The following is a 25,233-nucleotide window of genomic DNA, read 5'->3' on the forward strand; positions in this document are numbered from 1 at the left end:
GCGGCCACAGGAGCCTTCCAATGTCAGTCTTCCCCGAATTTGGTCCAAAATCAGAAACACATCAATTGACCATGGGCGGCGTCACCATGCGAGTCGTCGTTGAAGGCGAAGGGCCTCCGGTCGTGTTCGTCCCCGGCGGAGATCAGACGGCTGAGGCTTATTCCGAACAATTCTCGTGCCTGTCAGATCACTTTAAATGCATCACTTATGATCCACGCGGCGCGGGTGACACGCACTCGCCCCCTCCGCCCTGGTCGATGCAGGATTACGCGGCCGATTGCGCTGCGGTGATTGATGCTTTCGCTGGTGGTCAGGCCACTGTCTGCGGGTTGTCACTGGGCGGGCTGGTCACGCAGCAAACCGCAATCGACTTCCCGGAAAAGGTGCGGCTGGCAATTCCGATGGGCACCTCGGCCTATATCGACGGGTTCACTCGCGACTGGATGCAGGCCGAGATCGACTTGCGCAAGGACGGCATCACTCTGCCTGATTATTTCCTGGCCCCGCACTACGCCGTTTACGCCTTTCCGGCCAAAGCGTTGCACGAGCCTGAGCTTTGGGAGCAGCTCAAAGCATCCTACACCGAGCGTTTTCGTAATCGCGACCCGCAGGCAACAATTGATCAGTGGGAAGCCTGTTTGAAATTCGACTGTCGTGAAGGGTTGAAAACCTGCCCGGTCCCGATGCATGTCATCGCCTTTTCCGAGGATGTTCAAACCGCTCCGGTCATGTGCAAGGTGGTTTCTGATCTTGCGCCGAACGGCGTGTTCCATGAGATTCCTGGCCTGGGTCATGTTTCGATGACCCGCCACAAACCAGAAATCGTAGCGGCAAAACTGCGTGAGATTTTGACCGCCGAATTGGTGCAGCAATAAGCGGCTGAAGGGTCAGATGAGAATTGCTATCGCAGGATTTCAACACGAAACCAATACCTTCGTCGCCACTCCAACGCAACTGAGCGATTTTGAGCAGGCAGACAGCTGGCCGGAATTGCTTTGGGGCCAAGACGTTCTGAAGATAACCCAAGGTATGAACCTGCCCATAGCCGGTTTCGCAAAAACTGCCTTGGCGGATGGGGTCGAATTACAACCCATCCTGTGGTGCGCTGCTGAACCGTGTGGCAAGGTTGCGGATCACGCCTTTGATACTATTGCCGGACGCATCACCAATGCGCTTGCGAACATGACGCAGCTTGATGGGGTCTACCTGGACCTGCATGGGGCCATGGTCACAGAATCTTTGGATGATGGGGAGGGAGAGCTGTTGTCGCGGATCAGACAGGTCATCGGTCCGGACCTGCCGCTTGTTGCAAGCCTCGATATGCATGCCAATATCTCGAGGCAGATGGTGGATCTGTCGGACGCGATGACCATTTTCCGCACTTATCCGCACCTCGACATGGCAGAAACAGGCGCGCGGGCCTTTCGAATGATGCGCGAAATCTGCACAAATGGCCCGCCCGCAAAAGCGTGGCGGCAGGGGGAATATCTGATCCCGCTGCACAGCCAGTATACCGAAATCGCCCCCGCCAAAACGCTGTACGCCGCGTTGGATGTCTTCGACGGGCCAAACGCGCGCCTGGTTGAACTCGCCGTTGGGTTTACTGCAGCGGATACGGCCGATTGTGGACCATCTGTCCTGGCTTACGGCGAGTCACAATCCGATGCCGATGCAATGGCCGGGCAGATATTCGCAAAGCTGCAAGCGGCGGAAACGCAGTTCGATACGTCTCTGCTTTGTCCGAAAGATGCTGTTGAAACTGCACGGCATGCAAATGGCAAAGGGCCTGTAGTAATCGCTGATGTGCAGGACAATCCGGGGGCTGGAGCGTCGGCCGATACGACAGGATTGCTACGTGAGTTGATGCAACAAAACGCCCCCTCGGCCATTCTCGGGTTGCTGAACGACCCGCAACTGGCGGCCAAGGCCCACGAAATGGGCGAAGGCGCGGAACTCGAGGCCGAGATTGGTGGTCGAGGTCCCGGCGACGCTCCTTTCGCTTCAAAGGTGCGCGTGCATCACTTAAGCGATGGCCGATGTCGTTATTCGGGCGAAATGTATGGCGGCGGCGTTGCTACGATGGGTCCTTCGGCCGCCTTACAGCTGATTGGAACGCAAATCCATGTCCTTGTCACCAGCATTCGAAATCAGTGTCTGGATCTGGCGCAAATACGTTTGTTCAACTTGGAACCGGCAGACGCTCGGATACTATGTGTCAAAAGCACAACCCACTTCCGCGCCGACTTTGAACCCATCGCGCAAAAAGTCTTGAAATGTGCCGTACGGGGGCAGTTTCCGTGTCAGCTCAAGGATGTCAGGTATACCAAGCTGCGACCGGGCGTGCGCATAATATAAGGGTGTCAAAGTGCCTCAGCGTCGTCTCCGCAACAGTACGAAACGGATCTGTTGCAAAGTTTCTTATTGACCGAAGAGTTGACACCGAACCCGCGGCTTATGCCGCCAGTTCTGCAAATTGGTGAAACGGGCAAACCCCAGGCGTGAGTTGGCCTTTGCGGATCATATGCGCCACTTCGATCCCATCCAATGTAGCCGCCGCTGAAGCGAAGGCCTTGAACCCCAACATAGGCGGTGTTCGTCTCTTGATGCAGCTATGGTCCTGTTCCACGATGTTATTTAGATACTTCCGCCTGACCATCTCGACTGCGATCGGGCAGCGAAAGCCTTTCGGCATCTTGTTTATCGCTCTGATGCCAGCCGTGTTAGCTCCGTTTTTGTCGATGACAATCTTTCTCGGGTGGCCGTTGACCTCCAGCAGCTACGCGAAAAATGTGGCGGCGGCGGGTTTGTTTCGACGCTGCGAAAGCATGAAATCAAGTGTCTTTCCGTTCCTGTCGACAGCGCGATAGTGACAGACCTACGCTCCTTTTAGCTTGATGCAAGTCTCTTCCATTCTCCTGGAACAGTCGCACGGCCCCTTTCGCCTGCACGCGACATCGGCAATTGCACTGGCGTATTTTGTGACCCAACGGCTCAGTGTTGCATGATCCAGATTAACGCCGCGTTCCGCCATGATTTCTTCCAGGTCACGGCACGACACGCTGTATCGAAGGTAGAAGATAACCGCGTGCAAGATGACGTTCTTCGGAAATGCGCCCTAGAAAGAGATCGTCGCGATTGGCTCCCGTCATATTCCAGCCCGCGTTAACAGAACTTCGTTCAAGCTGACAGGTGGGGACAGAGTTTGCGACAAAACCGGCGTCAGCTGAACGGCTTAATGCTGATTGGACTGCCGCACGGCGGGCCCGTTCGCTAGGAAATTCTCTTGCCCAGTCACACATCGAAACCCTGATGGGCGAACTACCGTCGCTCTGCAAGATCGTCACTGCCATTGATGGGCACCCGGCCACCCTCGCATGGCTGGGGGTGTGGCTGGAGACCATACGATCTGGCTCGGTGTCGAGCGTTTTGGCCAGACGGGAACCATTTGTGATCTCTATAAGCATCACGAGATTGATCCGCAGTCGTCACATCCGTGTTCATGCCGCGACTTGAGAGGGTCCGGTTGTCTGAGATCGATCACAGGCCAATTGCGAACTGTGTACAAGACGCACAACTGGCCTGGCCAGAGTAGCTAGTGAACTCCATGAAACCACACTCACGGTCGGTTGAATGCCACTCGGGGAACCAGCCCCGAGTGCAGAACGTACTGAAAACACTCACTCACGGTTAAACCGCCACCGTAACATCGCGGTCAGGTGGGTCGAAAGCATGTCAAACATAGGGAAGAATGAAGTCGGAATCTCTGATTGCACCGTACAGCGGCAAAGCATTACCGACCACAGGCATTTACAGGCCGCCTCTCCGTCTGTGCGCATAATTTTGGATTTTTGCTCATTACCTTTCCACAACACCGTTTCACTATAATATTTGATAATTTTTTTTATCATAACTAATTGCCCTAGCCGAGATTGTGTGCAGTGAGTAGCCGTCATATCACCTTATTCCCGTGTCACATGTTGCATGCCGAAATCTCAAGCAGGTATCAGGCGCCCTTCCGTGATCTGAACGTACGAACCCGAACAAGACCCCGTGGTTTTAGGCCCCGACAACACTCCGTGAAACTGACCGTTCCTGAACCAACATCAATGATCGAAGCCACAAGCCCCGTCTCAAGCTGCGGCAGCATCGATCACGGGACACGAGTTCAAGGCAAAAAAATGGGCAGTATTCCCTTGCTGAGAACGCCCAGGCATTAGCGACAAGACAAAGGCGCCGGATTCAACCGGCGCCTTTTCTCGGGCCTTCAAACCAAACCTTACCCGTGGGTAAGATCGTCTTCCTCGGGAAGAGCATCGATGAATGCAGCTATTGCCGCCTCAAGTTTGCTGCGATCAACACGCGTAAAGTCCAAATCATATCTCAACTCAATTCGACCACTGGATGCCGAGCACTTGGCGATCCCTGCACGCCCTGATACCTGAAACGTGGTCTTTGCACGTCGTGGTTTATCGGTGCTCTCAACCGGAGCCTTCTTTGCAACGCTTGTTTCCGGCGCACCCAGAAATGACCTGAGGATCGCAACCTCACGCGCTCCGTCACGGTCCGGCTCGCTCATGACCGCGGCACTCACCTGGCGCTCCAGACCGGGCGTTGCATCCAGTTTGCGCTTCAGCTCTACGCCCACGTTGCGCGGAATGTCGTTCGGATGTTTCAGGACCTTGTCCAACATCATCAGCAAACTGGCAAATGACCTGATGTAACTCCGCTTTGTGTAACTGGCGGATTTGAACAGCGTGGAAACCGCCTTGTCTACATCCGGGCAATCATTTGCAGGGTCTTCGGCATAGGCGCGTGCCAGAGCACCCATTTCCGCGAACGAGATATCCTTGCGGATCAGGTTCTCGTCCACCATGCGCCGGTAGCTGTTGTCGAGATCGCCCGCCTCTGAAATACCCGCTGGAATTCTGGCATAAGACTCATCGCCCGTTTCTTCGTACAACGTCCGATAGGCAGACAGGCGCCGCATCCCCTGGATCAGTTCAAAACGTCCATCTGAGCGTCGCTCAAGTCGGATGGGGTTGGACAATCCGATTTCCTGAATTGACGCCTTTAACTCGTCCAGCTCCGGATCTGGCCCTGGTTTGCGATCACGCGTCAACTTTTCAAACAGAATGTCATCCAGTGCTACGCGTTCGGTCACCAGACCTTCGGAACGCAGACGCACGAGTTCATGCGCGAGACGATCGTTTTCGGCGCGAATGGATTCTTCTGTCGATTGCTGGTCGCGCAGCGCATCGGCATTTTCCGAAATGGCCGCAGCCATCGGGCCCCGCCGCTTTTCAAGAACCTTGTCCGGAACCTTGCCGACAGGAATGTCATCCATTGCGGGCAGGTCGATATCAAACATTCTGCGCTTGCGGCTCATGCGTCATCCTCCAGCTTGTCCCAGGCAGACAGCATCACACCTCGGAATTCCTCGTAAACATTATCGAACGTCGAACGGGCCCGACGCCAGGTTTCGCGGGTCATTTCGCGATAATCCATTTCGTACACCGAGCTCAGAAAGCGGCCGGATTGCTCGACCGCGCGGGTCATTTCAACAGGGTGCTGGGCGACGTGGTCTCCGAAGACTTTCTGGAACGCGTCGAACATCGCCAGATGCAACGCGTTTCCGGGCTCGTACCTTGTAAGCAGGAACCGCAGTTCGCAGAAAGTTTTGGGAAGACCGATCTTACCCGTGGGTAAGGTTTTGTCGAACCCGTAGGCCAGGTCCTCCAAAGCTTCTGCCAGCTGACCGATAAAGGACGTGGTCGAGTCATATTCCCAGTACCCGGGGCCAGACGGAATGTACAACATGTCCGCCGCGAACACCGCGTTCATGGACTGATACCCAATGGCCGGCGGGCAATCGAACAGGATCAGGTCATAGGCGTCGTCAGGGATTTGATCCAGATACCGGGACACCGCGGCAAAGAAAGACCATTCAGGGTTCAGGTGGCGATACTGTGCCGAGGCAAATTCGACGAAGGCCGCGTTCGCGCAGGACGGGATCGCATCGATGGTGGACCATGACGTCCGTCTGATGAAATCGCTGATCCGCAGATCTCCAAGCCCCATATCGGTGATCGCCGGGGGCAGTTCCCGGCGGGGCAGGGCGGTGCCGGACTCGGCCGCGGCGGGCCGGTTGTTCATGCGCTCGGTCTCGCGGATCAGGTCACGCGCCATGATCCCCCAAACAGTGTAATCCTCGGCGACATCAGTCAGGCCCATTGAATGGCTCAGCGTGGCCTGCGGGTCGAAGTCAACGACAAGAACACGGTACCCATCAAGCGCGGCAGCATGCGCAAGATGCAACGCCACCGTTGACTTGCCCGCCCCGCCCTTGAAGTTCGCCACAGCCGCGCGAATGGCCCGCTTGCCCTCGGGACGCGGTGGCATGAGGGATTTACGATTCACCTTGAGCCGCCGCCGCAACTCATTCACCTCCTCCAGGCTGAACCAGCGCTGCCGCCCCTCGGGCTCAACCTCGCCTCCGGGCAGAGACGGATCAGCAGCCAGCTTTCCGCGAAAGGTTGACTGGTTGACCCGGAAGATCAGCTCGGACACCTCCCAGCTCGAAAACCGGCGGAGTGTCTTCTCCATCTCGGGGCTAAAGGTCTGCTGACGAATCCACCCCTGAAGTTTGAGAGATTGATTGCGCAATGCATTCAGGTCTTCGTGCGTGAACATGCCTCATGTCTCTTTGTTTGGAACGTAAATTTCTGTTCGTTTCTTTTTTACGCCCGATTTGCGCTTTACGCAAAAGAAAATATGATGAAACTCAAATCTTACCCACGGGTAAGAAAACAAGGCCCTGCAAGGCCATCGCCGATTCGGCAGCGCAGAAGATGAAGGGTGACGATTCGCAACGCGCCCTCAACCGTATTTAGGGGGGCATTCTTCCTGGATCTGCGATATATAGGGGGACATAACAAGCCGATAAGGGGTCATCCTGAACGTCCCCCTTCACCAATACTTCACCAGATTTCTTTTATTTTTTGATCTGGATTGGCGCAATTTTCTGACCTGTTTCAGACTCTTCTTGACAGAATCGAAGCTTTGGACGCTAATTAGGCCAAGATGACGAAAAGCGTTGGCAAACAGCGCGAGATCGGCGGGACACACCCGTCTGAGGCAGACAGAGCGGTGAGAACGGGTATGCAGCTGGCTAAACCGGTCGGGCGAAATGCGGCGGCCTTGAAATACGATATACTTTCTGCGCTCACCATATATGCGTTGTCAGGCGACAAGCATCGGCAACGCAGCGTTCTGCGTATCATCGCATTGATTACGACGCGATATAACTGGCGAAACAACGAATTATCGATTGGACGCGAAGAAATTTCGCGCCTTTGGTCAGTGAACGAAAGGACCGTAAAGCGCGAAATGGCCAAATTTCGCGCATTAGGTTGGGTAACGGTCAAACGGCCTGCTGCACGGGGCCGGGTCGCGGTCTATGAAATCGACCTCAAACAGATCATGATCGATACGCAGGAGGTCTGGCCGATCATAGGTTCCGATTTCCAGGCCCGGATGAGCGAGGATTCCGAACCCGTTACAAATGTCGTGCCTTTCGCGGCAAAACCCCCGGGGCCTGAAATCAACACCCCCGAAGCCAAGCCCGAGGATGTCTGGTCGCAGGTGCAATCAATCCTTCACGGCCGCGATCCCGAGCTGTGGGCGAGTTGGTTCCAGCATCTGTCCGAGTCGGAAAGGGCAGGGGGGCGCGTCATTCTGGTTGCACCCTCGCGGTTCATGGCGGATTACATTGCACAGAAATGGACGGCACGATTGCTGGCCGCCTACAGCCGCGTCGATCCCAGTATCAGAACGGTTCATGTAAACGCAGCCGATTGAGGCTGTCAGGTGCGCAGAACGGCCGAGCAAAGGATGCATCATGATCAACCGAAATTTTCAACCATTTCGGGTCGAACAGTTTCTGTCCGAAACGGAACACGGGGTGGTCTTCAATTTCTCGGAAAGCGGCGTTCATCCAATGTCGTTGCAGGGATTGGTAGAGCTGGCCGGGATTGATCTCGACTCTCTGCTGACAACGATGATCGACTATCCGCAAGTCAATGGAAAGCAAACCCTGCGCGACACCATCGCAGGCTTGTATCCGGGGGCCTCGGCAGATGGGGTAATGGTCACGGTCGGAGCAACCGAAGCGAACACGCTTGTGGCCAACACCTTGTTGGAGCCCGGCGACAATGTTGTGTGTTTCCGACCGACCTATGAACAGATTTCAGGAAATGCCGCCAATCTGGGCAACGAAGTGCGTTGGGTCGATCTGATCGAATCCGCAGGGTGGGGCATAGACGCGGAAGCGCTGGAGCGGGCGGTCGATGACAGAACCCGCATCATCCATGTGGTGAACCCGAACAATCCAACGGGCCGTATTCTGACCGAAGCGGATCGCGCCCGTATCGTAACGGCCGCCGAGCGCGTTGGCGCCTGGATCGTTTCAGACGAGGTTTATGCCGGAACCGAGCGGGAAGGTGACACCGAAACGCCTTCGTTCTGGGGAAGTACGGACAGGGTTCTTGTGGTGAACTCCATGTCCAAGGCCTATGGGCTTCCGGGGCTGAGGCTGGGATGGCTGGTTGGGCCCGAAGACATCATTCAGCACTGCTGGCGGCGGCACGAATATGCCTCGATCGCGGCATCCATGTTGTCGATGGAACTGGCGGACAAGGCGCTTGCCGAACCTGCACGGTCCAAGTTGAAGGCCCGCGCGCGCCGTCTGATCCGCACGGGGTTTGACGTTCTCACGGAAGAACTGGCGCGGCATCAGGGGGTGTTTTCAGTTGTACCACCTCAGGCGTCGGCCATGTCGTTCGTGCGGTTCAATCTACCGATCGCATCCGAGGCGTTCAGCATGCGCCTGTTGCGCGAAAAAGACGTGCTGGTCATTCCAGGGTCGCGGTTCGGGGTCGAGAACCATTTTCGGTTCAGCTCAGCCCTGCCAGAAGATCATCTGCGGGACGGGTTGGCCAAGTTGAATGATCTTACAGGAGACATCCTGAACGGAAGCTGAGAGTTTGCCGCCGAATTTGTGCGAAAGGTTCGGTGACATTTCTTTTGCCTTTTTCATACGTGTCGATAGGCTTCGCAAATGGAAGATTCACCTGTGCTTTCCGTCGAAAAACCGCCGCTGGATCACCTAGTCGGGTCCGCGGTGAAAACGCATCGCGCGCTGGCCGGGTTGACTCTGGCCGAATTGTCTCAGCGGTCCGGCGTGTCCACGGCGATGATTTCCAAGATCGAGCGCGGTCAGGTGTCAGCCTCACTGGCGACGCTTGAGGCCCTGGCCGGTGGAATCGGCGTTCCGTTGATCAACTTCTTCGCCGGCACGGTCGAACGCACGGATGTGTCATTTGTGGCTGCGGGCGAAGGCGTGACCGTACAACGGTTGGGCACCGGTTTCGGGCACAGTTACAAGCTGATCGGTCGGGCGGAAGCGAAACATGTCAGTTTCGAGAGTTTCAGCGTTACATTGGAAGGCCCGTTGGACGAACGCCCTCTTTACCAACATCAGGGTGTCGAATTCATCCACGTCACCGCCGGCGAGATGGTCTATGGCTGCGGTGAAGCCGCCTATCACATGCGGCCGGGCGACAGTTTAAGTTTTGATTCAAACGCCACTCATGGGCCGTTGGAGTTGAAAACTGACACGGTCAGCTTTGTCACCGTGGTTGCCAAGGCCGTGTCGGGCGACAATTGAAAAACGCCCGGCGACCAAGCCGGGCGTTAGGGAATCAAGGTGATCCGAGAAGAGTCAGAGACCCCATTTCTTGCGATTTTCCTCGAAGAACCCTTGCGCCTTTTTGACTTCGATCCAGTTGTTTACATAGTTGATCCACACCTGATCGGCCTGTGGCAGGATCATCGCGATGGGTGACGGCGAACGCGGGCCTGCATTCTTCACGCGTACCACCGGAAATTTCGCCTCGAGGGTCGAACCTTCGATGTTCGAAGTAATGAAGACATCCGCGCGTCCTGCGATTACTTCCTGAAAACCGCGGGCCGGAGCCTCGACCACCTTGATATCTGCGTTCGGGAACCATTCGCGGACGCGCTTTTCGAATGTTGTGCCCAGGGTAGTCGCGACTTTTACTCCGGGCTGGTTGATCGATTCATAACCGTCAAACTTGTCGGCCTTGTCCTTGGTCGTATAGGGGAAGAGTTCCACCGAAATATAGCTGTCGGAAAAACCTGCGACCTTCATGCGTGGCGGCGAAATCGATGCGGATCCGGTCAGGTGATACTTGCCTGCCACCACACCGTTGACCAGTGTTTTCCAGTCGGTGGGGACATATTCGACCTCGACCCCCAGATCGGCGGCCAGCTCGTTCATGATGTCGATGTCGTACCCTTTGTAGCTGTTGGTTGCAGGGTCGCGGAGCGACATGGGATTCCAATCGCCCGTGGTGCCCACCTTGAGCACGCCGGAATCCAGCACCTCGTTCAGTGCAGATTGCGCCTGCGCAGCGCCTGACAAGACAAGTCCAAGCGCAGCGGCTGCCGCAGCTTTCCAAAAAGTGTTCATCGGTTTCTCCCGTTGGTGGCGTTTCGACCTTGTGGCCGTATTCTTCATTGATTTAAGCCCAAAGGGAAAGATAACCTCAAGAAAATATTATACTGGGACTAAAACAGGGGCAGTTCATCTTATGCCAGACGCCGCAATCGAACTTGTGGGCGTGAACAAGTGGTTCGACACGTTTCACGTTCTCAAGGACATCAATCTGACGGTCAACAGCGGCGAAAAGGTGGTGATTTGCGGGCCTTCCGGGTCAGGAAAATCCACCGTTGTGCGATGTATCAACCAGTTGGAAAAACATCAGAAAGGCACCATCCGCGTAGATGGGATCGAGTTGACGGATGACGAGAAATCCGTGGCCAGGATCCGGTCCGAGGTTGGAATGGTGTTCCAGCAGTTCAACCTGTTCCCGCATCTGACCGTATTGGAAAACCTGACTTTGGGCCCGATCAAGGCGCGCGGTCTCGGCCGCAAAGAGGCAGAGGAAAAAGCGCGCCACTATCTGGACCGGGTGCATATTCCAGATCAGGCCGACAAAAAGCCCATTCAGTTGTCGGGTGGTCAGCAGCAACGCGTCGCCATCGCCCGGTCGCTGTGCATGGAGCCGCGCGTGCTGCTGTTTGACGAGCCGACCTCGGCACTGGACCCCGAGATGATCTCGGAAGTGTTGGACGTGATGGTCGAGTTGGCCAATGAGGGGATGACCATGGTGGTTGTCACGCATGAGATGGGGTTTGCCCGAAAGGTGGCCGACAAGATGATCTTCATGGATGCCGGTGAAATCGTCGAAGAAGGCAAGCCCGAACATTTCTTCACCGATCCTCAGTCCGATCGGTGTCGCAAATTCCTGTCCCAGATCCTGCAACACTGAGAGCGGCCGATGAAAAAACTTCTTCTCATATTGCCTCTGCTTCTGCTGGCAGGCTGTTCGTCGTCGCAGACCTGGGGCTGGTACGTCATCGATCCGACGACGGCCTCGGGTTGGACCAATGTGAAATTCCTGATCTCGGGGATGGGCGCGACGATCCAGATTTCCCTGATCGCCGCCGTTCTGTCGATCGTCATCGGATTGTTGGTCGCCCTGCCGGGATTGTCCGAAAAACGTGGCTGGCGGGTTGCGAACCGGGTTTACGTGGAGTTCATCCGCGCCATTCCCCTTTTGCCGATGCTGTTCTGGGTGTTTTACGGCTTGCCCATCGTGTTTCAGTCGATGGGTCTGAACATCCCCATCGATCCCTTCTGGGGGGCGATCATAACGCTGGCGATTTCAGACAGCGCCTTTACGGCCGAGATCTATCGCGCAGGCATTCAATCCATTGCGCGTGGACAACGCGAGGCGGCGCAGACCATCGGGCTGAACTATGTGCAGACCATGCGCTATGTGATCCTGCCGCAGGCGATCCGGCGCATTCTGCCGCCTTTGGCAAACCAGTTCATCTACATCGTCAAGATGAGCGCCTTTGCCAGCGTCATCGGGATGCAGGAACTGACCCGCCGTGCGAATGAATTGGTGGTGACGGAATACCGCCCGCTGGAAATCTATACCCTGCTGATTTTCGAATACCTGATCCTGGTTTTGATCATCTCAGCCGGGGTGCGCTGGCTGGAGCGTCGCATGGGCGCGGATGAGCGCGGATAAGGAGTGAAGAAATGAACTGGAAAGATTTCATGGCCGAGACCGAGGCCAATATCGGAACCTTCTCGAAAGAAGTGCCGGAAACCGTGCGCGGCTTTGGCATCATGGGCAAGGCGGCCAAGACTGACGGGGCGCTGAGCGAGAAGACCAAAGAGTTCATGGCGCTCGGCATTGCGATTGCGACCCGCTGCGACAGCTGCATCGGATTCCACGTGCGTTCGCTGGTTCGACTGGGCGCCACCCGCGCTCAGATGTGCGAGGCATTGGCCATGGCCACCTATATGGGCGGCGGGCCGTCCTATGCCTACAGCGCCAAGGCGCTCAGGGCTTTTGACGAGTTTTCGGAGTAAGAAACATGCGTCCTGATCTAGCCGGAGCAGAGGGGTTTATTCGCAACAGCTGGTACGTCGCCGGACGGTCCGAGGATTTTGGCCGCAGCTTGAGCGCCGTACGAATGCTGGACGAAGAGATCGTGATCTACCGTGACACAGCGGGCAAAGCGATCGCGTTGGAGGACGCTTGCCCGCATAGAAAGCTGCCGCTGTCTCGGGGCACGATCGAAGGGGATCATGTGGTTTGCGGCTATCACGGTCTGACATTCGGCTGCGGCGGTGAATGTGTCAGCGCCCCGACACAGCTGGACAATCCTCCGCGCCGCGCCGCCGTGCATGCATACCCGGCCGAAGACCGCTGGGGGTTTCTTTGGCTGTGGATGGGGGACCCGGACAAAGCCAGCACAGACGATATCATCGACATCCCCAATTTCGACAACCCGTCCTGGGGCAAGACCCGGACCGGGGCGATGGAGATGGCGTGCCATTACCTTTACATTATCGACAACCTGCTGGATCCAAGCCATGTGGCCTGGGTGCATCTGACTTCGTTTGCCGGGGCGGGAACCGACAACCGCCCGCTGGATCTTGAAGAAACCGAAAGCGGCGTCATTGTTTCGCGCTGGATCGCGGATGAACCCGCGCCGCCCTACTATGCGCCGATACTGCCGTTCGGGCCAAGCTGCGACCGCAAGCAGCATTACGAATGCCGTCTGCCGTCCACTGCGATCAACATGTCCGTTTACACTCCGGCCGGAGAAGGCGGGGCGGATCGGCCGATGTCGCCCAATGCCTTTGTCAATATTTCGTACAACTTCATCACACCGGTCGATGCGGAAACATCGCGGTATTTCTGGTTCCAGCACCGCAACATGCACGCGGATGACACAGCCATGTCGCAGCGCATGTTCGAAGGCGCGGTCATGGCCTTCAACGAGGACAAAGAGGTTCTGGAACACGTTCAAACCGGCATGGCGCGGCGCAAGACCGGCTATATCAACCTCGGGCTGGACGCAGGCGCGATGCGGTTCCGCGCGCGGGTTGCAAAGCTGATCGCACAGCAGGCCGGCTGATCATCAGGCCGATAAGCGCCCGTTCGCGCCCTGGCCCACGTGTCGGGCCGGGGCGTCGAACACCGCTTTGATGCAGGGATACCGGTCGAGAATTTCAGCCCCACCGGGCAACAGATCGGCCCGGAGAACACCGGCATCCCAGATCGAAACACCATCCACGCGGATCGTCGGGTCCAGCACGTTCAGTGAAATCTCACCCGGCGCATAATGCCCGCATGTGTGAAAGTGCAGCAGGCGTGGATTGCCAAAGGCGGACCCGCTCCAACGTTCAAAATTGCTTCGCGCCGGGGTCGTGTAGGCGCAGCCCGGGTGGATGCCTGCGTGCCAGGAGTGCATGGTCAGGGGGTCAAGGCCGAACATCCTGCCGACTTTTTCGTAATGCATCTGCGCGCAATGCACATCCATGGGATGGCCCTCAAAGCCGGTCAGGCGGTTGTTTTCGAACCGTATGGTCAGCGGTTCGCGCAGATCACAGCCGTATGGTTCGTAGAATTTCGAACCGGTGCCGACCAGAAACCCGTCCTGAACCAGCGCTCCGGAAAACCCTTGCGCGGGAACCGGGGCAAAAACCGACATCGGAAAACGCGCCACGCTGACATCCGCGGCACCTGCTGGGGGGAAGGCGGCGCCGGGGCCCGCGAAGTCGGTGCCCAGTGGGCAGGTTACGTGGATGTGCCCGGCATTGGCCAGCAGCCGGTTAACCGCGTTTTTCAATTCAACAAACCCGGTGTAGTTGGCGCGCCCGAAACCCGAGGCCAGCATTCCGGCGTCCAGCGCATATGACATGATGGGCCGAACGTCCCTCATTCCTGCGTCGAAACGAATCTGATCGCCGGAGCGGGACAGAAACAAGGTGCGATCCGCCGCTTCCATCGCCGTTTTCAGATCCGCTGGCAGCGATGAACCCATGGGATCGAATGCGAGGGTTCGAACTGCGGTCTTGATCCGGTTCTGTCGCGCGCAGTCCAAGATAGCCTCGGTGATCTCGGCATCGTAATACCCGTTGGCCGCATCTTCGCAGACCACAAGCAACTGGTCGCCCGCCGTCAGGCCGCCGCATCTGAACAACAGGTTTTCGGCACCTGCCATAAGATCTGGACTGTGCATTCGCGTTGATCCTCAACAAATTCCCCGCGCTGGTATTTTACATCTTTCACGTTTCCGTGATCCAGAAAAAATTTCACCTTAAGAAAAAAATTAACTGACATGCCTGTGGGCTTTGTACATAAGCTGAGCCCGAACAAGACAGGAGACACAGCAATGAGCGCTTGGATCGAGATGATCTCGGACGACAAGGCCGAGGGCCGCCTGAAAGAGCTGCTGGACAAGGCCCGCACCCCTCATGGCACCGTGGATACGGTCATGCGTGTGCATTCATTGCGGCCCGAAACGATGAACGGGCATGTGACGCTGTACCGTTCGGTCCTGCATTCCGATGACAACCAGTTGCCATTCTGGTTCCTCGAAGTTGTCGCCAGCTATACTTCGATCCTGAACGATTGCACCTATTCACTGACCCATCACTTCATGAACGTGCGCAACCTGCTTAAGGATCAGCCGCGCAGTGACCGGATTTTCGTCGCGCTCAAGGCGCATCGGCCCGAGGATGAATTCGAGGGCAAGGAACTGGCGCTGCTGCGCTATGCCGCCAAGCTGACGACGGATGTTGGCAAAATGGTCAAGTCCGACTTCGAAGCGCTCAAGATTGCTGGCTGTGAGGATGGCGAGATCCTGGAGGTCAATCAGGTCTGCGCCTATTTCAATTATTCAAATCGGTTGCTGAACGGGTTGGGTGCAACGACCGAGAATGATGTGATCGGCTATTACAAGGGTGACGACTGACGGGTTGCGCCGGGTCTGGACCCCGTGCCGAGGAACATCGTTTCGGGCGGGTCAGCCTGTTGTTGCGGGCTGTGACGGTTTCACGCCCCACGTGTTTTCCTCGGCTGTTTTGCGGATGATCGCGCCGATCTTCAACAGGTTTTCGCTGAGCGGGTTGGTCTTTCGCCAGATCAGACCAATCGTCCGTGTCGGCGGCGTGTCCTGAAACCGGGCAATGGACACATCCGCGGATCGGGTTTCCAGCCCGACCGCCATTTCCGGTATCAGGGTCACACCGATGCCGGCGCCGACCATCTGAACCAGTGTGGAAAGCGAACTGCCCTCCATGATGTGCTGCGGTTCGATGTTGCGGATCGAACAGAAGGACAGGGCCTGATCCCTGAAGCAATGCCCCTCTTCCAGCAACAGCAGGCGCATGGTTCTCAGCTGCGAGGAACTTGGCATCGGCAGGTTGGCATCCTGCGCCGGGCGAACCAGCAGAAAATCTTCGTTGAACAGCGAGAACTCTCGGAGGTTGGGTTCCGAGACGGGCAGGGCAACGACACCGAAATCCAGTTTCGAATCCAGTATTTCACCGATCAACGTCTTGGTTATCGTTTCCTTGGGTTCGATGGTCAGTTGTGGGAAACGCTGCGACAGAGCTTTGATGATCGAGGGCAGCAGATAGGGTGCGACCGTGGGAATGACCCCGATTCTGATGCGGCCGGACAAGGGGCCCGAGGGAGATTGCACCAATTTCCCCAAATCCTCGACCCGGGTCAGGATTTCGCGGCCATGTTTCAGCACGTCTTCGCCAAATGCAGTCAGGCGGGTTTGCCGGGCCGCGCGTTCGACCAGCGGCCCCCCCATGATTGACTCCAGCTCTTTGATTTGTATGGAAAGCGCGGGCTGCGAAATCGCACTGGCCGCGGCAGCCTTGCCAAAGTGGCCGTGCGTGGCGAGCGCCTCGAAATAGCGCAGATGTTTGAGGGTGAGTGCCTTCATATGAAAAATTAATCACAACGATAGTAATTACAAATTTCCAATTATCGAAGCCGTGGGGTACGAGTCAAGATATCTGAACCCCTAGGTAAATACTCAGGAGATTTACAATGGACGGTACCCCCCACAATCACCAATCCGGCGGCTGCCCTGTCATGCATGGCGGCAATACTGGAACGGGCAATTCCGTCACCAAGTGGTGGCCGGATGCGCTGAACCTGGACATTCTGAGCCAGCACGACACGCGCACCAACCCGATGGATGCGGATTACGATCACCGAGAAGCGGTCAAGGGGCTGGACTTCAAGGCGGTTCGTGCCGATGTCGAGGCGTTGCTGACCGACAGCCAGGACTGGTGGCCGGCTGACTGGGGTCACTATGGCGGGCTGATGATCCGTCTGGCGTGGCACTCGGCGGGGTCTTACCGTCTGGGGGATGGTCGAGGTGGCGCCGGTTCGGGCAACATCCGGTTCGCGCCGCTGAATTCATGGCCGGACAATGCAAGCCTGGACAAAGCCCGCCGTCTGCTGTGGCCGGTGAAAAAGAAATACGGCAACGCGCTGTCCTGGGCCGATCTGATCGTTCTGTCGGGCACGGTGGCGTATGAATCCATGGGATTGAAGACCTTTGGTTTCGGCTTTGGTCGCGAAGACATCTGGGGCCCCGAGAAAGATGTTTACTGGGGTTCTGAAAACCAGTGGCTGGCCCCGTCCGAGAACCGCTATGGCGATCTGGAAACCCCCGGCACGCTGGAAAACCCTCTGGGTGCGGTGCATATGGGCCTGATCTATGTGAACCCCGAAGGCGTGAACGGCAACCCGGATCCGGCCAAGACCGCGCTGCATATCCGTGAAACCTTTGCGCGTATGGCGATGAACGACGAAGAGACCGCGGCATTGACCTGCGGGGGGCACACCGTCGGCAAAGCCCATGGTGCGATGCCCGGAGACAATATCGGCGCCGAGCCCGAAGCCTGCCCGGTGTCCAGCCAGGGGCTGGGATGGGAAAACCCTGATCAGAACGGCAAAGCGGCCAACGCCTTTACCTCGGGGATCGAAGGGGCGTGGACGAAAGAGCCGTTGAAATTTGACATGGGCTATTTCGACTATCTGTTCGGCTACGAGTGGGAACTGGGCAAATCACCCGCAGGTGCCCATCAGTGGCAGCCCGTCGACATGCCCGAAGACGAAAGGCCGGTCGACCCGACTGACCCCACTGTTCGCCGCATGCCGATGATGACCGATGCGGATATGGCGATGAAGGTCGACCCGACCTACAACGCGATCTGTCAGAAATTCATGGCGGATCCGGACTATTTTGCCGATACATTTGCACGTGCCTGGTTCAAGTTGACCCACCGCGACATGGGTCCGCGCGTCAACTATTATGGCCCGGACGTGCCGCCGGAAGATCTGATCTGGCAGGATCCGATCCCGGCCGGTTCGACAGATTACGACATAGATGCCGTCAAGGCCAAGATCGCAGACAGCGGCCTGACCATCGCCGAGATGATCACCACCGCCTGGGACAGTGCCCGAACCTTCCGCGGGTCGGACAAGCGCGGCGGCGCAAATGGGGCGCGCATCCGACTGGCGCCGCAAAAGGACTGGGCGGGCAACGAACCCGAACGTCTGGCGAAAGTGCTGGGTGTGCTGGAGCCGATCGCGGCGGAAACCGGCGTCTCGGTTGCCGACGTGATCGTTCTGGCGGGCAATGTCGGGCTGGAGCAGGCGATCAAGGCCGCGGGCTTTGACGTGGCGGTTCCGTTCTCGGCCGGTCGCGGCGACGCGTCGATCGAGCAGACCGATGTGGACAGCTTCTCGGTACTTGAGCCGCTGGCGGACGGGTTCCGCAACTGGCAGCTGAAAGAATACGCGGTCTCGCCAGAGGCGATGATGCTGGATCGCGCGCAACTGCTGGGTCTGACCGCGGCCGAGATGACCGTTCTGGTCGGTGGTCTACGTGTGCTGGGTGCCAACCATGGCGGATCGCCGCATGGCGTCTTCACCGACCGGGTGGGCCAGCTGACAACCGACTTTTTCGTCAACCTGACGGATATGTCGCTGAGCTGGCATCCGGTTGACGGAGGCACCTATGAACTGCGCGACCGCGCCTCGGGTGAGGTCAAGTTCACCGCAACCAGCGCTGATCTGGTCTTCGGATCGAACTCGATCCTGCGCAGCTATGCTGAGGTCTACGCTCAGGACGACAATGCCGAGAAGTTCGTGCGCGACTTTGTGGCGGCATGGACCAAGATCATGAACAACGACCGGTTCGATCTGGTTGCCTGAATCATGTAATAAATCAGGCGGGGACATCCTCGCCTGATTTTCTTTTCAGGGGGCTGCATCCGCTGATCCCGCTTTCCCGAGACTCGCTCACACAGTCATGAAGAGATCTTTGTATCGGTCACGCAGAATGTTCTTTTGAACCTTGCCCATCGTGTTGCGGGGCAGTTCATCCAGAACGATAAGCTTGCGCGGATGCTTGAACCGGGCCAGACCTTCGCGGACCGCGCCCGTTATCGCTTCCGGATCAGGGGTCTGGCCGGGCTCTGCCACAATGACACCAACAACCGTTTCACCGAAATCGGGATGAGGCACGCCGAACACAGCGCTTTCCAGAACACCGGGTTGATTATCGAGAACCATCTCGATTTCTTTTGGGTAGATGTTGTAGCCGCCCGAAATGATCAGATCCTTGTTGCGACCAACGATATGGACGAACCCATCCTCGTCGATGCGGCCCAGATCACCGGTGATAAAAAAGCCGTTGTCGCGCAGTTCGGCAGCGGTTTTTTCAGGCATCTGCCAATACCCTTTGAAGACGTTGGGCCCGCGCACTTCAATTATGCCGATCTCGCCCGCAGGCAGGGTATTGCCGTCTGAATCACAGATCTTCAGTTCGACCCCGGGCAGCGGGTGCCCGACCGTTCCGGCGCGCCGCTCGCCGTCATATGGGTTTGACGTGTTCATGTTGGTTTCAGTCATGCCATAGCGTTCAAGGATGCGATGCCCCGTTCGTTCTTCGAACTGCACATGGGTTTCCGCCCGCAGCGGTGCCGATCCGGAAACGAACAGGCGCATATGGGTGGCCAGTTCCCTGGTAAAACGCGGGTCGTCCAACAGGCGCGTATAGAAGGTTGGGACGCCCATCATCGACGTGGCACAGGGCAATTTGTCGATGATCTGGTCCAGATCGAATTTGGGCAGCCAGATCATGCATCCACCTGCGGCCAGCATGATATTGGTCGCGACGAACAGCCCGTGCGTGTGAAAGATCGGCAGGGCATGCAGCAGCACATCCTGCGAGGTGAAGCGCCATTCCTTGACCAGTGTCCGTGCGTTCGACAGCAGATTGTTCTGGGTCAGCATGGCGCCCTTGGACCGGCCTGTGGTTCCCGACGTGTAAAGGAACGCTGCCAGATCTTCGCCACCGCGGGCGACGGTTTCGAAACGTGTAGGCATGGTCGCGGCCAAATCTGTCAGAGACCCGGTGCCATCCGCGTTCAGCGTCTCTACCCGGGCGCCCAGCTGCGCGCCGACAGGGGTGAGTTTTCCTTCTCTTTCGGTGTCGCAGATAATCAGCGAGGCTCCGCTGTTTTCGATGAAATAGGTCAATTCATCGACCGTGTAGGCGGTATTCAGCGGCAGGAACACCAGACCGGCCTGGGCGCAGGCAGCATAAAGCGCCAGCGCCTCGGGGGTTTTTTCAACCTGCGCCGCAACGCGGTCACCTGGGTTCAGGCCCAGATGCGTCGCCACATGCGCAATCTGCGCCGCTTTGCCCAGGAAATCCTGGTGAGAGATCGTTGTCCCGTCCAGCAGCTGCAAAAAAGGTGTGCCTTTGCCGGCGTGGATGCCGAACAGGCCGTCATACAGAGGGTTAGCCATCAGGTTTACCTTTCTTGAGATATGAAAAGAGAGGTGGATGCAGCGAGGAAATTGATCTCGAATGAGGCGATCATCTCATGGGTCGTGGCGAATTGGTTTTTGGTACTGGGCAACACGGGTCATTTCATACAGGTAGTTCACCAAAGTGCCAACGGATCGGGCCGGGATTGCGTTGGCCTGAACCGAATGAACAAAAGCACTGTTACCCAAATGAAACTGTGCAATTGGATCCAGGGGCGTGTGCCTCATTCCCCTGACATTGCGCAGTTGCAGCCGCCGACACCCTGCTGCGCGTCGTGCTTTCAGAGTATCGGCGGGTGTCGACTGATTTCCCTATGAGAAGTGTTCCGGCAGCAATGCATCCGGCAGATTCTGATAGCAGACAGGACGCAAGAAACGTCGGATCGACAATGTACCCACGGATGTGGCACCGAAATTGGTCGAAGCCGGGTAGGGGCCGCCATGGACCATGCTGTCACATACCTCGACCCCCGTAGGGAAGCCATTGGCCAACACGCGCCCGGCTTTGCGTTCAAGGATCGGCAGCAGGGACCGCGCCATGCCCATGTCGGCCTCGTCCATATGCAGGGTGCAGGTCAGCTGCCCGTGCAATCCGCGTGCGACGTCGTGCATTTCGTCGGGTGTCTCGGCAGTCACGATGATGCCCAGCGGGCCGAATACCTCTTCCGCGAGGGATGTGTTGGCCAGCCAGGTTGCGGCGCTTGTTCGGTAAAGGAAAGGGGTCGCATTGCGCTGATCGCATGTCGAAGCCAGAACCTCGTGAACGCCAGCGGTTTCAGCAACACGGGCCTGACCGTTGCGATAGGCTTTGGCGATGCCGTCGGTCAGCATGGTCTGCACCGGAACTTCGGTCAATGCGGCCTGCGCGATCTCGGCGAAACGGTCCGTTGCTTCACCTGCTGGCATCACGACGACGCCCGGGTTGGTGCAGAACTGACCAGCGCCCATCGTCAGCGAGCCGGCCCAGCCTTTGGCGATATCTTCACCCCGGTTTGCCAGTGCCGCATCCAAAATGAACATGGGATTGACCGATCCAAGCTCACCAAAAAACGGAATCGGTTCGGGGCGCGCGGCGCACAGGTCGAACAGGGCGCGACCGCCCGCAAGCGATCCGGTGAATCCGACCGCCTTGATCAGAGGGTGCTGCACCAAGGCTGAACCCACAGCCGGTCCGCCGTCCTGGATCAGGCTGAAAACGCCGGGATGAATGTTGCAACGGCGGATGGCCGCAAGGATGGCTTCGGCGATGATCTCGCCGGTGCCCGGATGGGCGTCGTGACCTTTGACGACAACCGGGCAGCCGGCGGCCAGTGCGGCGGCGGTGTCCCCCCCGGCGGTGGAAAATGCCAGCGGGAAATTTGATGCGCCGAACACCGCGACCGGGCCGATCGGGCGCTGGATCATTTTCAGATCGGGCCGGGGCAGGGGGGAACGGTCCGGCAGCGCGCTGTCGTGGCGCCGGTCCAGATAATCGCCGCTGAGGATATGCGTTGCGAACAGCCTCAGCTGCCCCGACGTGCGGCCCCGCTCACCTTGCAGCCGAACCTCGGGCAGGCCGGTTTCCTGAGTGCCAATCTCGGTGATTGCATCGGCGCGCGCTTCGATCTCGTCGGCAATGGCGTTCAGAAAGGCGGCGCGTTCTTCCCGAGTGGAATAGCCATAACTCCAAAACGCCTCTTCCGCGGCCTGCGCAGCGGCGTCGACGTCTGAAATGCGACCTTTCGAAAAGTCATGCGATGGCCCATGTGCGGGTTGTGATGCAAAGAAATCGTCACCAGCAAGCCAGTTGCCGGCGATCAGATGCTTGCCGTGCGGGGTAAAGGTCATTTGGGCCTCGTATTTCGGGATATCCAGATTAATGGATAATGTATCCAAAATGGCAGGACATGCAAGACCGCCCTAGGGTTCGTCTGTCCCGCGCTTCGAGGCGATCATTTCCAGAAGCTGTTCCTTGGTCCGGCGAATATGCTGGGCCAAGACCTCGCAGGCTTTGTCCACATTGCCTTCCCGGGCCAGCCGCAACAAATCACGATGCTCCTTTTTTGCGGGTTCGCGCTGTTTCATCACGCTCAGATGCATCCTGACATAGCGATCCGATTGCAGGTTGACGCGGTCCAGCAATTCGTTGGTCAGCTTCCGCTGTGACGCCGCATAAAGCGCCGAGTGATACTGATAGTTCAATATCCCCCACTTGCCGACGTCATTTTCATCATACGACGCTTCCATCTGCTTGAGGATTTCGTCGCAACGCGCAAATTCCCCTGGGCCCATATTCGGGATGGCCCGGCGGAACAGATCGACTTCGATCAGGATGCGAAGATCGAAAATTTCACCGATTTCGTCGAGGGAATGCTTGGTCACCGAGCCGCCGCGATTGTTGGCCCATTGCACCAGACCTTCGGCATTCAGGCGCTTCAGCGCCTCGCGGATCGGCATGCGAGAGACATCATATTCCTCGGCCAGTGCTTCCTGCCGGATCGTCTCACCCTCGGCGAGTTCGCCGCTGAGGATACGTTCACGCAGATCATTTGCGATGACGTCCGGTAGGCTTTGTTTCGTGATCGCGCGTTTTCCTGCCATTTCCAATATCCTGCCACGGTTTTTGGATACAATTACCTGCAATCACGGACTTTTCCAAGCCGAACTTGGATTTCGACCCATGTTCAACCCCTGCCCGAGATTTGAAAAAAGACCTGAATCTGATGATGAAACCGCAACGAGGCCGCGTATCTTCAGACTTTTCCGTTTTCGAAAACCGTGCCTGCTGACGTCAAACGCCCCAGGTGTCAGACAGGCGATATCCACCGGGCCATGGATCGTCAGGGTCCAACATGTGCTGATGAATTCCGGTGATCCAACCGCGACCGCTGATTTCAGGAACGATCGCCGCGCGGCCACCGACCTGCGCAGTGTCAATGATCCGCCCGGTGAATCGCGATCCGATGATCGAGACAGCCTCGAAGGTCTGGCCGGGTTTCATCACCCCCTTGGCCGCCATCAGCGCCATGCGCGCGGATACAGCGGTGCCCGTCGGCGAACGGTCGACCTTACCCGGCTGGATCGCCACGGCGGACTTGCCGCTCAGGCCGGTTTCCGTTTCATTCAACGGGCCGCAAAAGGCGCAGAACGATATATGATCCCAGTCCGGGTTCTCGGGATGCGAGAATCCAAGCTGCTCATTGGCGGCGTTTGTGATCTTAACCCCCAGCCGGGCAATGTCGCGGGCCTCGTGGTCGACGATTGCGAACCCAAGCGCCTGCGCATCGACGACCACGAAACTGTCGCCGCCATAAGCGGTGTCTACCGTGATCGTGCCCAGTCCGGATACCTCAAGCGGGACGGACAGCTTGTCGGCGAAACTGGGCAGGTTCTGGACAAAGATGCGTTGTGCCTTGCCATCGCGGCATTCCGCACGTACCCGGACCAGCCCGCCCGGTGCCTCGAGCACCATATGGGTTTCCGGCTCGAGCATTGGAATGATCCCGCCATCCAGCAACACGGTTGAGACACAGATCGAGTTGGACCCCGACATGGGCGGCGTGTCTTCGGGTTCCATGATGATCCAGGCGGCGTCCGCCTCGGGGTGTTTTGGCGGAACCAGAAGGTTGACATGCCGGAACACACCGCCGCGTGGTTCGTTCAGAACAAAGTTGCGCAGGGTCTGGTCGCGCGCAATGAAGCTTCGCTGATCCCACAGAGTGTCGCCCGGCGGTGGGGCGACACCCCCGACGATGACATCCCCAACCTCACCTTCGGCATGGGCCGAGATCACATGTACGGTTTTGCTGCTGCGCATGTTTACCTCAGCTATATTGCGCGAAGGGGGCACCCAGCGCGTCGAAGATCGGAGTCACGCCCAGACCGGGACGATCTGCTGCGGTCATCCGGCCATTGACACGCTTTGGCGCACCTTCGGCGATGTCCACGGTACCATAGGAATTGAAGTCGGTGGCCGAGAACGTGAACTCGGACGGTGTCGACCGCGCCAGATGAGCGATGGCGGCGGTGGTGATATCGCCCCCCCAGGTGTCTTCGATGGTCATCGGGATACCATGTGCGACGCACAGATCGCGCATCAACCTTGCTTTGCTCAAACCTCCTACCTTTGAGATTTTCAGGTTGATCACGTCCATGGCGTCGTCGGCAATGCCGCGGACCAATGTGTTGGGCGTGTCGATGACCTCATCCATAACGAAGGGCAGCGCGGTGCGCCGGCGGATCGACACGCATTCCTCATAGGTCAAACAGGGTTGTTCCACATAGACATCCATACCCGCGATGGCGCCTAAGACACGCGCGGCCTCGTGCCGGGTCCAGCCCGTGTTGGCATCCGCCACCAGCAGGTCGGTTTTTTTCAGAACCGCGCGGGTGGCGTGAATGCGGTCGATGTCGTCATTGGCGTCGCCGCCCACTTTCAGTTGAAACTTCGTATAGCCTTCGGCCGCATAACCTTGGATCTTTTGCGCCATGATATCCGGTGCTTCCTGGCTGATCGCGCGATACAGCACCACGTCCTGTTGCGCGGCACCGCCCAACAGGGTGTAGAGGGGTTGCCCGGTCGCCTTGCCCAGTAGATCCCAGCAGGCGATATCAACGGGCGCCTTGGCATAGGGGTGGCCACGCAGGGCTGCATCCATGGTGCGATTGATCTGGCCGATATTCAGCGGATCCTGCCCGATCAGATGTGGCGACAATTCCGCCAGCCCGGCCCTGACGCCCAGTGCAAAGGACGGAAGATAAGCCGATCCCAGCGGGCAGCATTCGGCATACCCCTTGAGACCTTCATCCGTGATGATCTCGAGAACGGTGCTGTCGAAGACTTCGACATAGTTGCCATTGGACCAGTTGTAGCGGCCTTCCTTCAGCGGCAGATCCACCTGATATACGTTCAGTGCAGTGATTTTCATGAGGTGTT

22 protein-coding genes and 2 pseudogenes are annotated in these 25,233 nt (G+C 57.6%); 12 read left to right on the forward strand and 12 right to left on the reverse strand.

Features of this window, described 5'->3' with window-relative positions:
- Positions 1-20 precede the first annotated feature (20 nt).
- The gene (locus GOW60_RS11225; RefSeq protein WP_171229331.1) at positions 21-875 is read left to right on the forward strand and encodes an alpha/beta fold hydrolase; all 855 of its coding nucleotides are present in this window, start codon (positions 21-23) and stop codon (positions 873-875) included.
- A gap of 16 nt (positions 876-891) precedes the next feature.
- Positions 892-2,355, forward strand: coding sequence for a M81 family metallopeptidase (locus tag GOW60_RS11230; protein ID WP_254443910.1), 1,464 nt, complete (start codon positions 892-894; stop codon positions 2,353-2,355).
- A 97-nt stretch (positions 2,356-2,452) separates the two neighbouring features.
- Here the strand turns inward: GOW60_RS11230 and GOW60_RS11235 are convergent.
- Positions 2,453-3,094: pseudogene (locus GOW60_RS11235) on the reverse strand (IS6 family transposase).
- A 125-nt stretch (positions 3,095-3,219) separates the two neighbouring features.
- Here GOW60_RS11235 and GOW60_RS21140 point away from each other — a divergent pair.
- Positions 3,220-3,596: pseudogene (locus GOW60_RS21140) on the forward strand (hypothetical protein); the annotation flags it as partial.
- A gap of 680 nt (positions 3,597-4,276) precedes the next feature.
- Here GOW60_RS21140 and GOW60_RS11240 read toward each other — a convergent pair.
- A complete protein-coding gene (locus GOW60_RS11240) occupies positions 4,277-5,386 on the reverse strand; it encodes a ParB N-terminal domain-containing protein (RefSeq protein WP_171229332.1) in 1,110 nt (369 codons plus the stop codon).
- Positions 5,383-6,690: an AAA family ATPase gene (locus tag GOW60_RS11245; RefSeq protein ID WP_171229333.1), complete on the reverse strand. Its 1,308-nt coding sequence runs from the start codon at positions 6,688-6,690 to the stop codon at positions 5,383-5,385. Before GOW60_RS11245 ends, GOW60_RS11240 begins: the two co-directional genes overlap by 4 nt.
- Before the next feature lie 669 nt (positions 6,691-7,359).
- On the opposite strand from GOW60_RS11245, the gene GOW60_RS21145 reads away from it, so the two are divergent.
- From GOW60_RS21145 to GOW60_RS11260, 3 genes are all read left to right on the forward strand, one after another.
- On the forward strand, positions 7,360-7,857 hold the full coding sequence (locus GOW60_RS21145; RefSeq protein ID WP_371813349.1) for a DnaA N-terminal domain-containing protein: 498 nt from the start codon (positions 7,360-7,362) through the stop codon (positions 7,855-7,857).
- A gap of 40 nt (positions 7,858-7,897) precedes the next feature.
- Positions 7,898-9,037 (forward strand): aminotransferase class I/II-fold pyridoxal phosphate-dependent enzyme, encoded by a 1,140-nt coding sequence (locus tag GOW60_RS11255; protein WP_171229334.1) that lies wholly within the window; start codon positions 7,898-7,900, stop codon positions 9,035-9,037.
- Positions 9,038-9,115: 78 nt separating this feature from the next.
- Entirely contained in the window at positions 9,116-9,724 is a 609-nt protein-coding gene (locus GOW60_RS11260; RefSeq protein WP_171229335.1) for a helix-turn-helix domain-containing protein, read from the forward strand.
- Between the two features lie 54 nt (positions 9,725-9,778).
- On the opposite strand, the gene GOW60_RS11265 is transcribed toward GOW60_RS11260, so the two are convergent.
- Positions 9,779-10,549 carry a transporter substrate-binding domain-containing protein gene (locus GOW60_RS11265; RefSeq protein ID WP_171229336.1) on the reverse strand — a complete coding sequence of 257 codons (771 nt, stop codon included), beginning with the start codon at positions 10,547-10,549 and terminating at the stop codon, positions 9,779-9,781.
- Positions 10,550-10,670: 121 nt separating this feature from the next.
- On the opposite strand from GOW60_RS11265, the gene GOW60_RS11270 reads away from it, so the two are divergent.
- Genes GOW60_RS11270 through GOW60_RS11285 form a run of 4 tightly spaced genes read left to right on the forward strand, consistent with a single transcriptional unit; the run spans position 10,671 to position 13,581 of the window.
- Positions 10,671-11,411: an amino acid ABC transporter ATP-binding protein gene (locus GOW60_RS11270; RefSeq protein ID WP_171229337.1), complete on the forward strand. Its 741-nt coding sequence runs from the start codon at positions 10,671-10,673 to the stop codon at positions 11,409-11,411.
- A 9-nt stretch (positions 11,412-11,420) separates the two neighbouring features.
- Positions 11,421-12,179, forward strand: coding sequence for an amino acid ABC transporter permease (locus GOW60_RS11275; protein WP_171229338.1), 759 nt, complete (start codon positions 11,421-11,423; stop codon positions 12,177-12,179).
- An 11-nt stretch (positions 12,180-12,190) separates the two neighbouring features.
- Positions 12,191-12,526, forward strand: a complete 336-nt coding sequence (locus GOW60_RS11280; RefSeq protein ID WP_171118220.1) for a carboxymuconolactone decarboxylase family protein — start codon at positions 12,191-12,193, stop codon at positions 12,524-12,526.
- Between the two features lie 5 nt (positions 12,527-12,531).
- On the forward strand, positions 12,532-13,581 hold the full coding sequence (locus GOW60_RS11285) for an aromatic ring-hydroxylating dioxygenase subunit alpha (protein ID WP_171229339.1): 1,050 nt from the start codon (positions 12,532-12,534) through the stop codon (positions 13,579-13,581).
- A 3-nt stretch (positions 13,582-13,584) separates the two neighbouring features.
- Here GOW60_RS11285 and GOW60_RS11290 read toward each other — a convergent pair whose 3' ends face one another.
- Positions 13,585-14,688 carry a hypothetical protein gene (locus GOW60_RS11290; protein ID WP_171229340.1) on the reverse strand — a complete coding sequence of 368 codons (1,104 nt, stop codon included), beginning with the start codon at positions 14,686-14,688 and terminating at the stop codon, positions 13,585-13,587.
- A gap of 153 nt (positions 14,689-14,841) precedes the next feature.
- On the opposite strand from GOW60_RS11290, the gene GOW60_RS11295 reads away from it, so the two are divergent.
- Positions 14,842-15,423, forward strand: a complete 582-nt coding sequence (locus GOW60_RS11295; RefSeq protein WP_171118213.1) for a carboxymuconolactone decarboxylase family protein — start codon at positions 14,842-14,844, stop codon at positions 15,421-15,423.
- Between the two features lie 51 nt (positions 15,424-15,474).
- Here the strand turns inward: GOW60_RS11295 and GOW60_RS11300 are convergent, their stop codons facing one another.
- Entirely contained in the window at positions 15,475-16,407 is a 933-nt protein-coding gene (locus GOW60_RS11300; RefSeq protein WP_171229341.1) for a hydrogen peroxide-inducible genes activator, read from the reverse strand.
- Between the two features lie 107 nt (positions 16,408-16,514).
- Here GOW60_RS11300 and katG point away from each other — a divergent pair, with 107 nt between their 5' ends.
- On the forward strand, positions 16,515-18,695 hold the full coding sequence (gene katG / locus GOW60_RS11305) for a catalase/peroxidase HPI (RefSeq protein ID WP_171229342.1): 2,181 nt from the start codon (positions 16,515-16,517) through the stop codon (positions 18,693-18,695).
- 87 nt (positions 18,696-18,782) lie between these two features.
- Here the strand turns inward: katG and GOW60_RS11310 are convergent, their stop codons facing one another.
- The 6 genes from GOW60_RS11310 to GOW60_RS11335 form a co-directional block, all read right to left on the reverse strand.
- On the reverse strand, positions 18,783-20,297 hold the full coding sequence (locus GOW60_RS11310; protein ID WP_171229343.1) for a malonyl-CoA synthase: 1,515 nt from the start codon (positions 20,295-20,297) through the stop codon (positions 18,783-18,785).
- Positions 20,298-20,372: 75 nt separating this feature from the next.
- The gene (locus tag GOW60_RS21430) at positions 20,373-20,546 is read right to left on the reverse strand and encodes a malonyl-CoA decarboxylase domain-containing protein (RefSeq protein WP_171229344.1); all 174 of its coding nucleotides are present in this window, start codon (positions 20,544-20,546) and stop codon (positions 20,373-20,375) included.
- 84 nt (positions 20,547-20,630) lie between these two features.
- The gene (locus tag GOW60_RS11320) at positions 20,631-22,145 is read right to left on the reverse strand and encodes an aldehyde dehydrogenase (NADP(+)) (protein ID WP_171229345.1); all 1,515 of its coding nucleotides are present in this window, start codon (positions 22,143-22,145) and stop codon (positions 20,631-20,633) included.
- Between the two features lie 72 nt (positions 22,146-22,217).
- Complete coding sequence (locus GOW60_RS11325) at positions 22,218-22,898, reverse strand: GntR family transcriptional regulator (protein WP_152460603.1); 681 nt, start codon at positions 22,896-22,898, stop codon at positions 22,218-22,220.
- A gap of 190 nt (positions 22,899-23,088) precedes the next feature.
- Positions 23,089-24,114: a proline racemase family protein gene (locus GOW60_RS11330; protein ID WP_171229346.1), complete on the reverse strand. Its 1,026-nt coding sequence runs from the start codon at positions 24,112-24,114 to the stop codon at positions 23,089-23,091.
- A gap of 7 nt (positions 24,115-24,121) precedes the next feature.
- On the reverse strand, positions 24,122-25,225 hold the full coding sequence (locus GOW60_RS11335; protein WP_171229347.1) for a cis-3-hydroxy-L-proline dehydratase: 1,104 nt from the start codon (positions 25,223-25,225) through the stop codon (positions 24,122-24,124).
- Positions 25,226-25,233: the final 8 nt, after the last annotated feature.

The sequence above is a fragment of the Ruegeria sp. HKCCA4008 genome (assembly GCF_013033125.1).
Lineage (GTDB): Bacteria > Pseudomonadota > Alphaproteobacteria > Rhodobacterales > Rhodobacteraceae > Ruegeria.

What these genes read in the sequence shown, in the direction of transcription:
- GOW60_RS11225 (WP_171229331.1), top strand. Translation starts at nt 21, where the DNA reads ATGTCAGTCTTCCCCGAATTTGGTCCAAAATCAGAAACACATCAATTG.
- GOW60_RS11230 (WP_254443910.1), top strand. Translation starts at nt 892, where the DNA reads ATGAGAATTGCTATCGCAGGATTTCAACACGAAACCAATACCTTCGTC.
- GOW60_RS11240 (WP_171229332.1), bottom strand. Translation starts at nt 5,386, where the DNA reads ATGAGCCGCAAGCGCAGAATGTTTGATATCGACCTGCCCGCAATGGAT.
- GOW60_RS11245 (WP_171229333.1), bottom strand. Translation starts at nt 6,690, where the DNA reads ATGTTCACGCACGAAGACCTGAATGCATTGCGCAATCAATCTCTCAAA.
- GOW60_RS11255 (WP_171229334.1), top strand. Translation starts at nt 7,898, where the DNA reads ATGATCAACCGAAATTTTCAACCATTTCGGGTCGAACAGTTTCTGTCC.
- GOW60_RS11260 (WP_171229335.1), top strand. Translation starts at nt 9,116, where the DNA reads ATGGAAGATTCACCTGTGCTTTCCGTCGAAAAACCGCCGCTGGATCAC.
- GOW60_RS11265 (WP_171229336.1), bottom strand. Translation starts at nt 10,549, where the DNA reads ATGAACACTTTTTGGAAAGCTGCGGCAGCCGCTGCGCTTGGACTTGTC.
- GOW60_RS11270 (WP_171229337.1), top strand. Translation starts at nt 10,671, where the DNA reads ATGCCAGACGCCGCAATCGAACTTGTGGGCGTGAACAAGTGGTTCGAC.
- GOW60_RS11275 (WP_171229338.1), top strand. Translation starts at nt 11,421, where the DNA reads ATGAAAAAACTTCTTCTCATATTGCCTCTGCTTCTGCTGGCAGGCTGT.
- GOW60_RS11280 (WP_171118220.1), top strand. Translation starts at nt 12,191, where the DNA reads ATGAACTGGAAAGATTTCATGGCCGAGACCGAGGCCAATATCGGAACC.
- GOW60_RS11285 (WP_171229339.1), top strand. Translation starts at nt 12,532, where the DNA reads ATGCGTCCTGATCTAGCCGGAGCAGAGGGGTTTATTCGCAACAGCTGG.
- GOW60_RS11290 (WP_171229340.1), bottom strand. Translation starts at nt 14,688, where the DNA reads ATGCACAGTCCAGATCTTATGGCAGGTGCCGAAAACCTGTTGTTCAGA.
- GOW60_RS11295 (WP_171118213.1), top strand. Translation starts at nt 14,842, where the DNA reads ATGAGCGCTTGGATCGAGATGATCTCGGACGACAAGGCCGAGGGCCGC.
- GOW60_RS11300 (WP_171229341.1), bottom strand. Translation starts at nt 16,407, where the DNA reads ATGAAGGCACTCACCCTCAAACATCTGCGCTATTTCGAGGCGCTCGCC.
- katG (WP_171229342.1), top strand. Translation starts at nt 16,515, where the DNA reads ATGGACGGTACCCCCCACAATCACCAATCCGGCGGCTGCCCTGTCATG.
- GOW60_RS11310 (WP_171229343.1), bottom strand. Translation starts at nt 20,297, where the DNA reads ATGGCTAACCCTCTGTATGACGGCCTGTTCGGCATCCACGCCGGCAAA.
- GOW60_RS21430 (WP_171229344.1), bottom strand. Translation starts at nt 20,546, where the DNA reads ATGAGGCACACGCCCCTGGATCCAATTGCACAGTTTCATTTGGGTAAC.
- GOW60_RS11320 (WP_171229345.1), bottom strand. Translation starts at nt 22,145, where the DNA reads ATGACCTTTACCCCGCACGGCAAGCATCTGATCGCCGGCAACTGGCTT.
- GOW60_RS11325 (WP_152460603.1), bottom strand. Translation starts at nt 22,898, where the DNA reads ATGGCAGGAAAACGCGCGATCACGAAACAAAGCCTACCGGACGTCATC.
- GOW60_RS11330 (WP_171229346.1), bottom strand. Translation starts at nt 24,114, where the DNA reads ATGCGCAGCAGCAAAACCGTACATGTGATCTCGGCCCATGCCGAAGGT.
- GOW60_RS11335 (WP_171229347.1), bottom strand. Translation starts at nt 25,225, where the DNA reads ATGAAAATCACTGCACTGAACGTATATCAGGTGGATCTGCCGCTGAAG.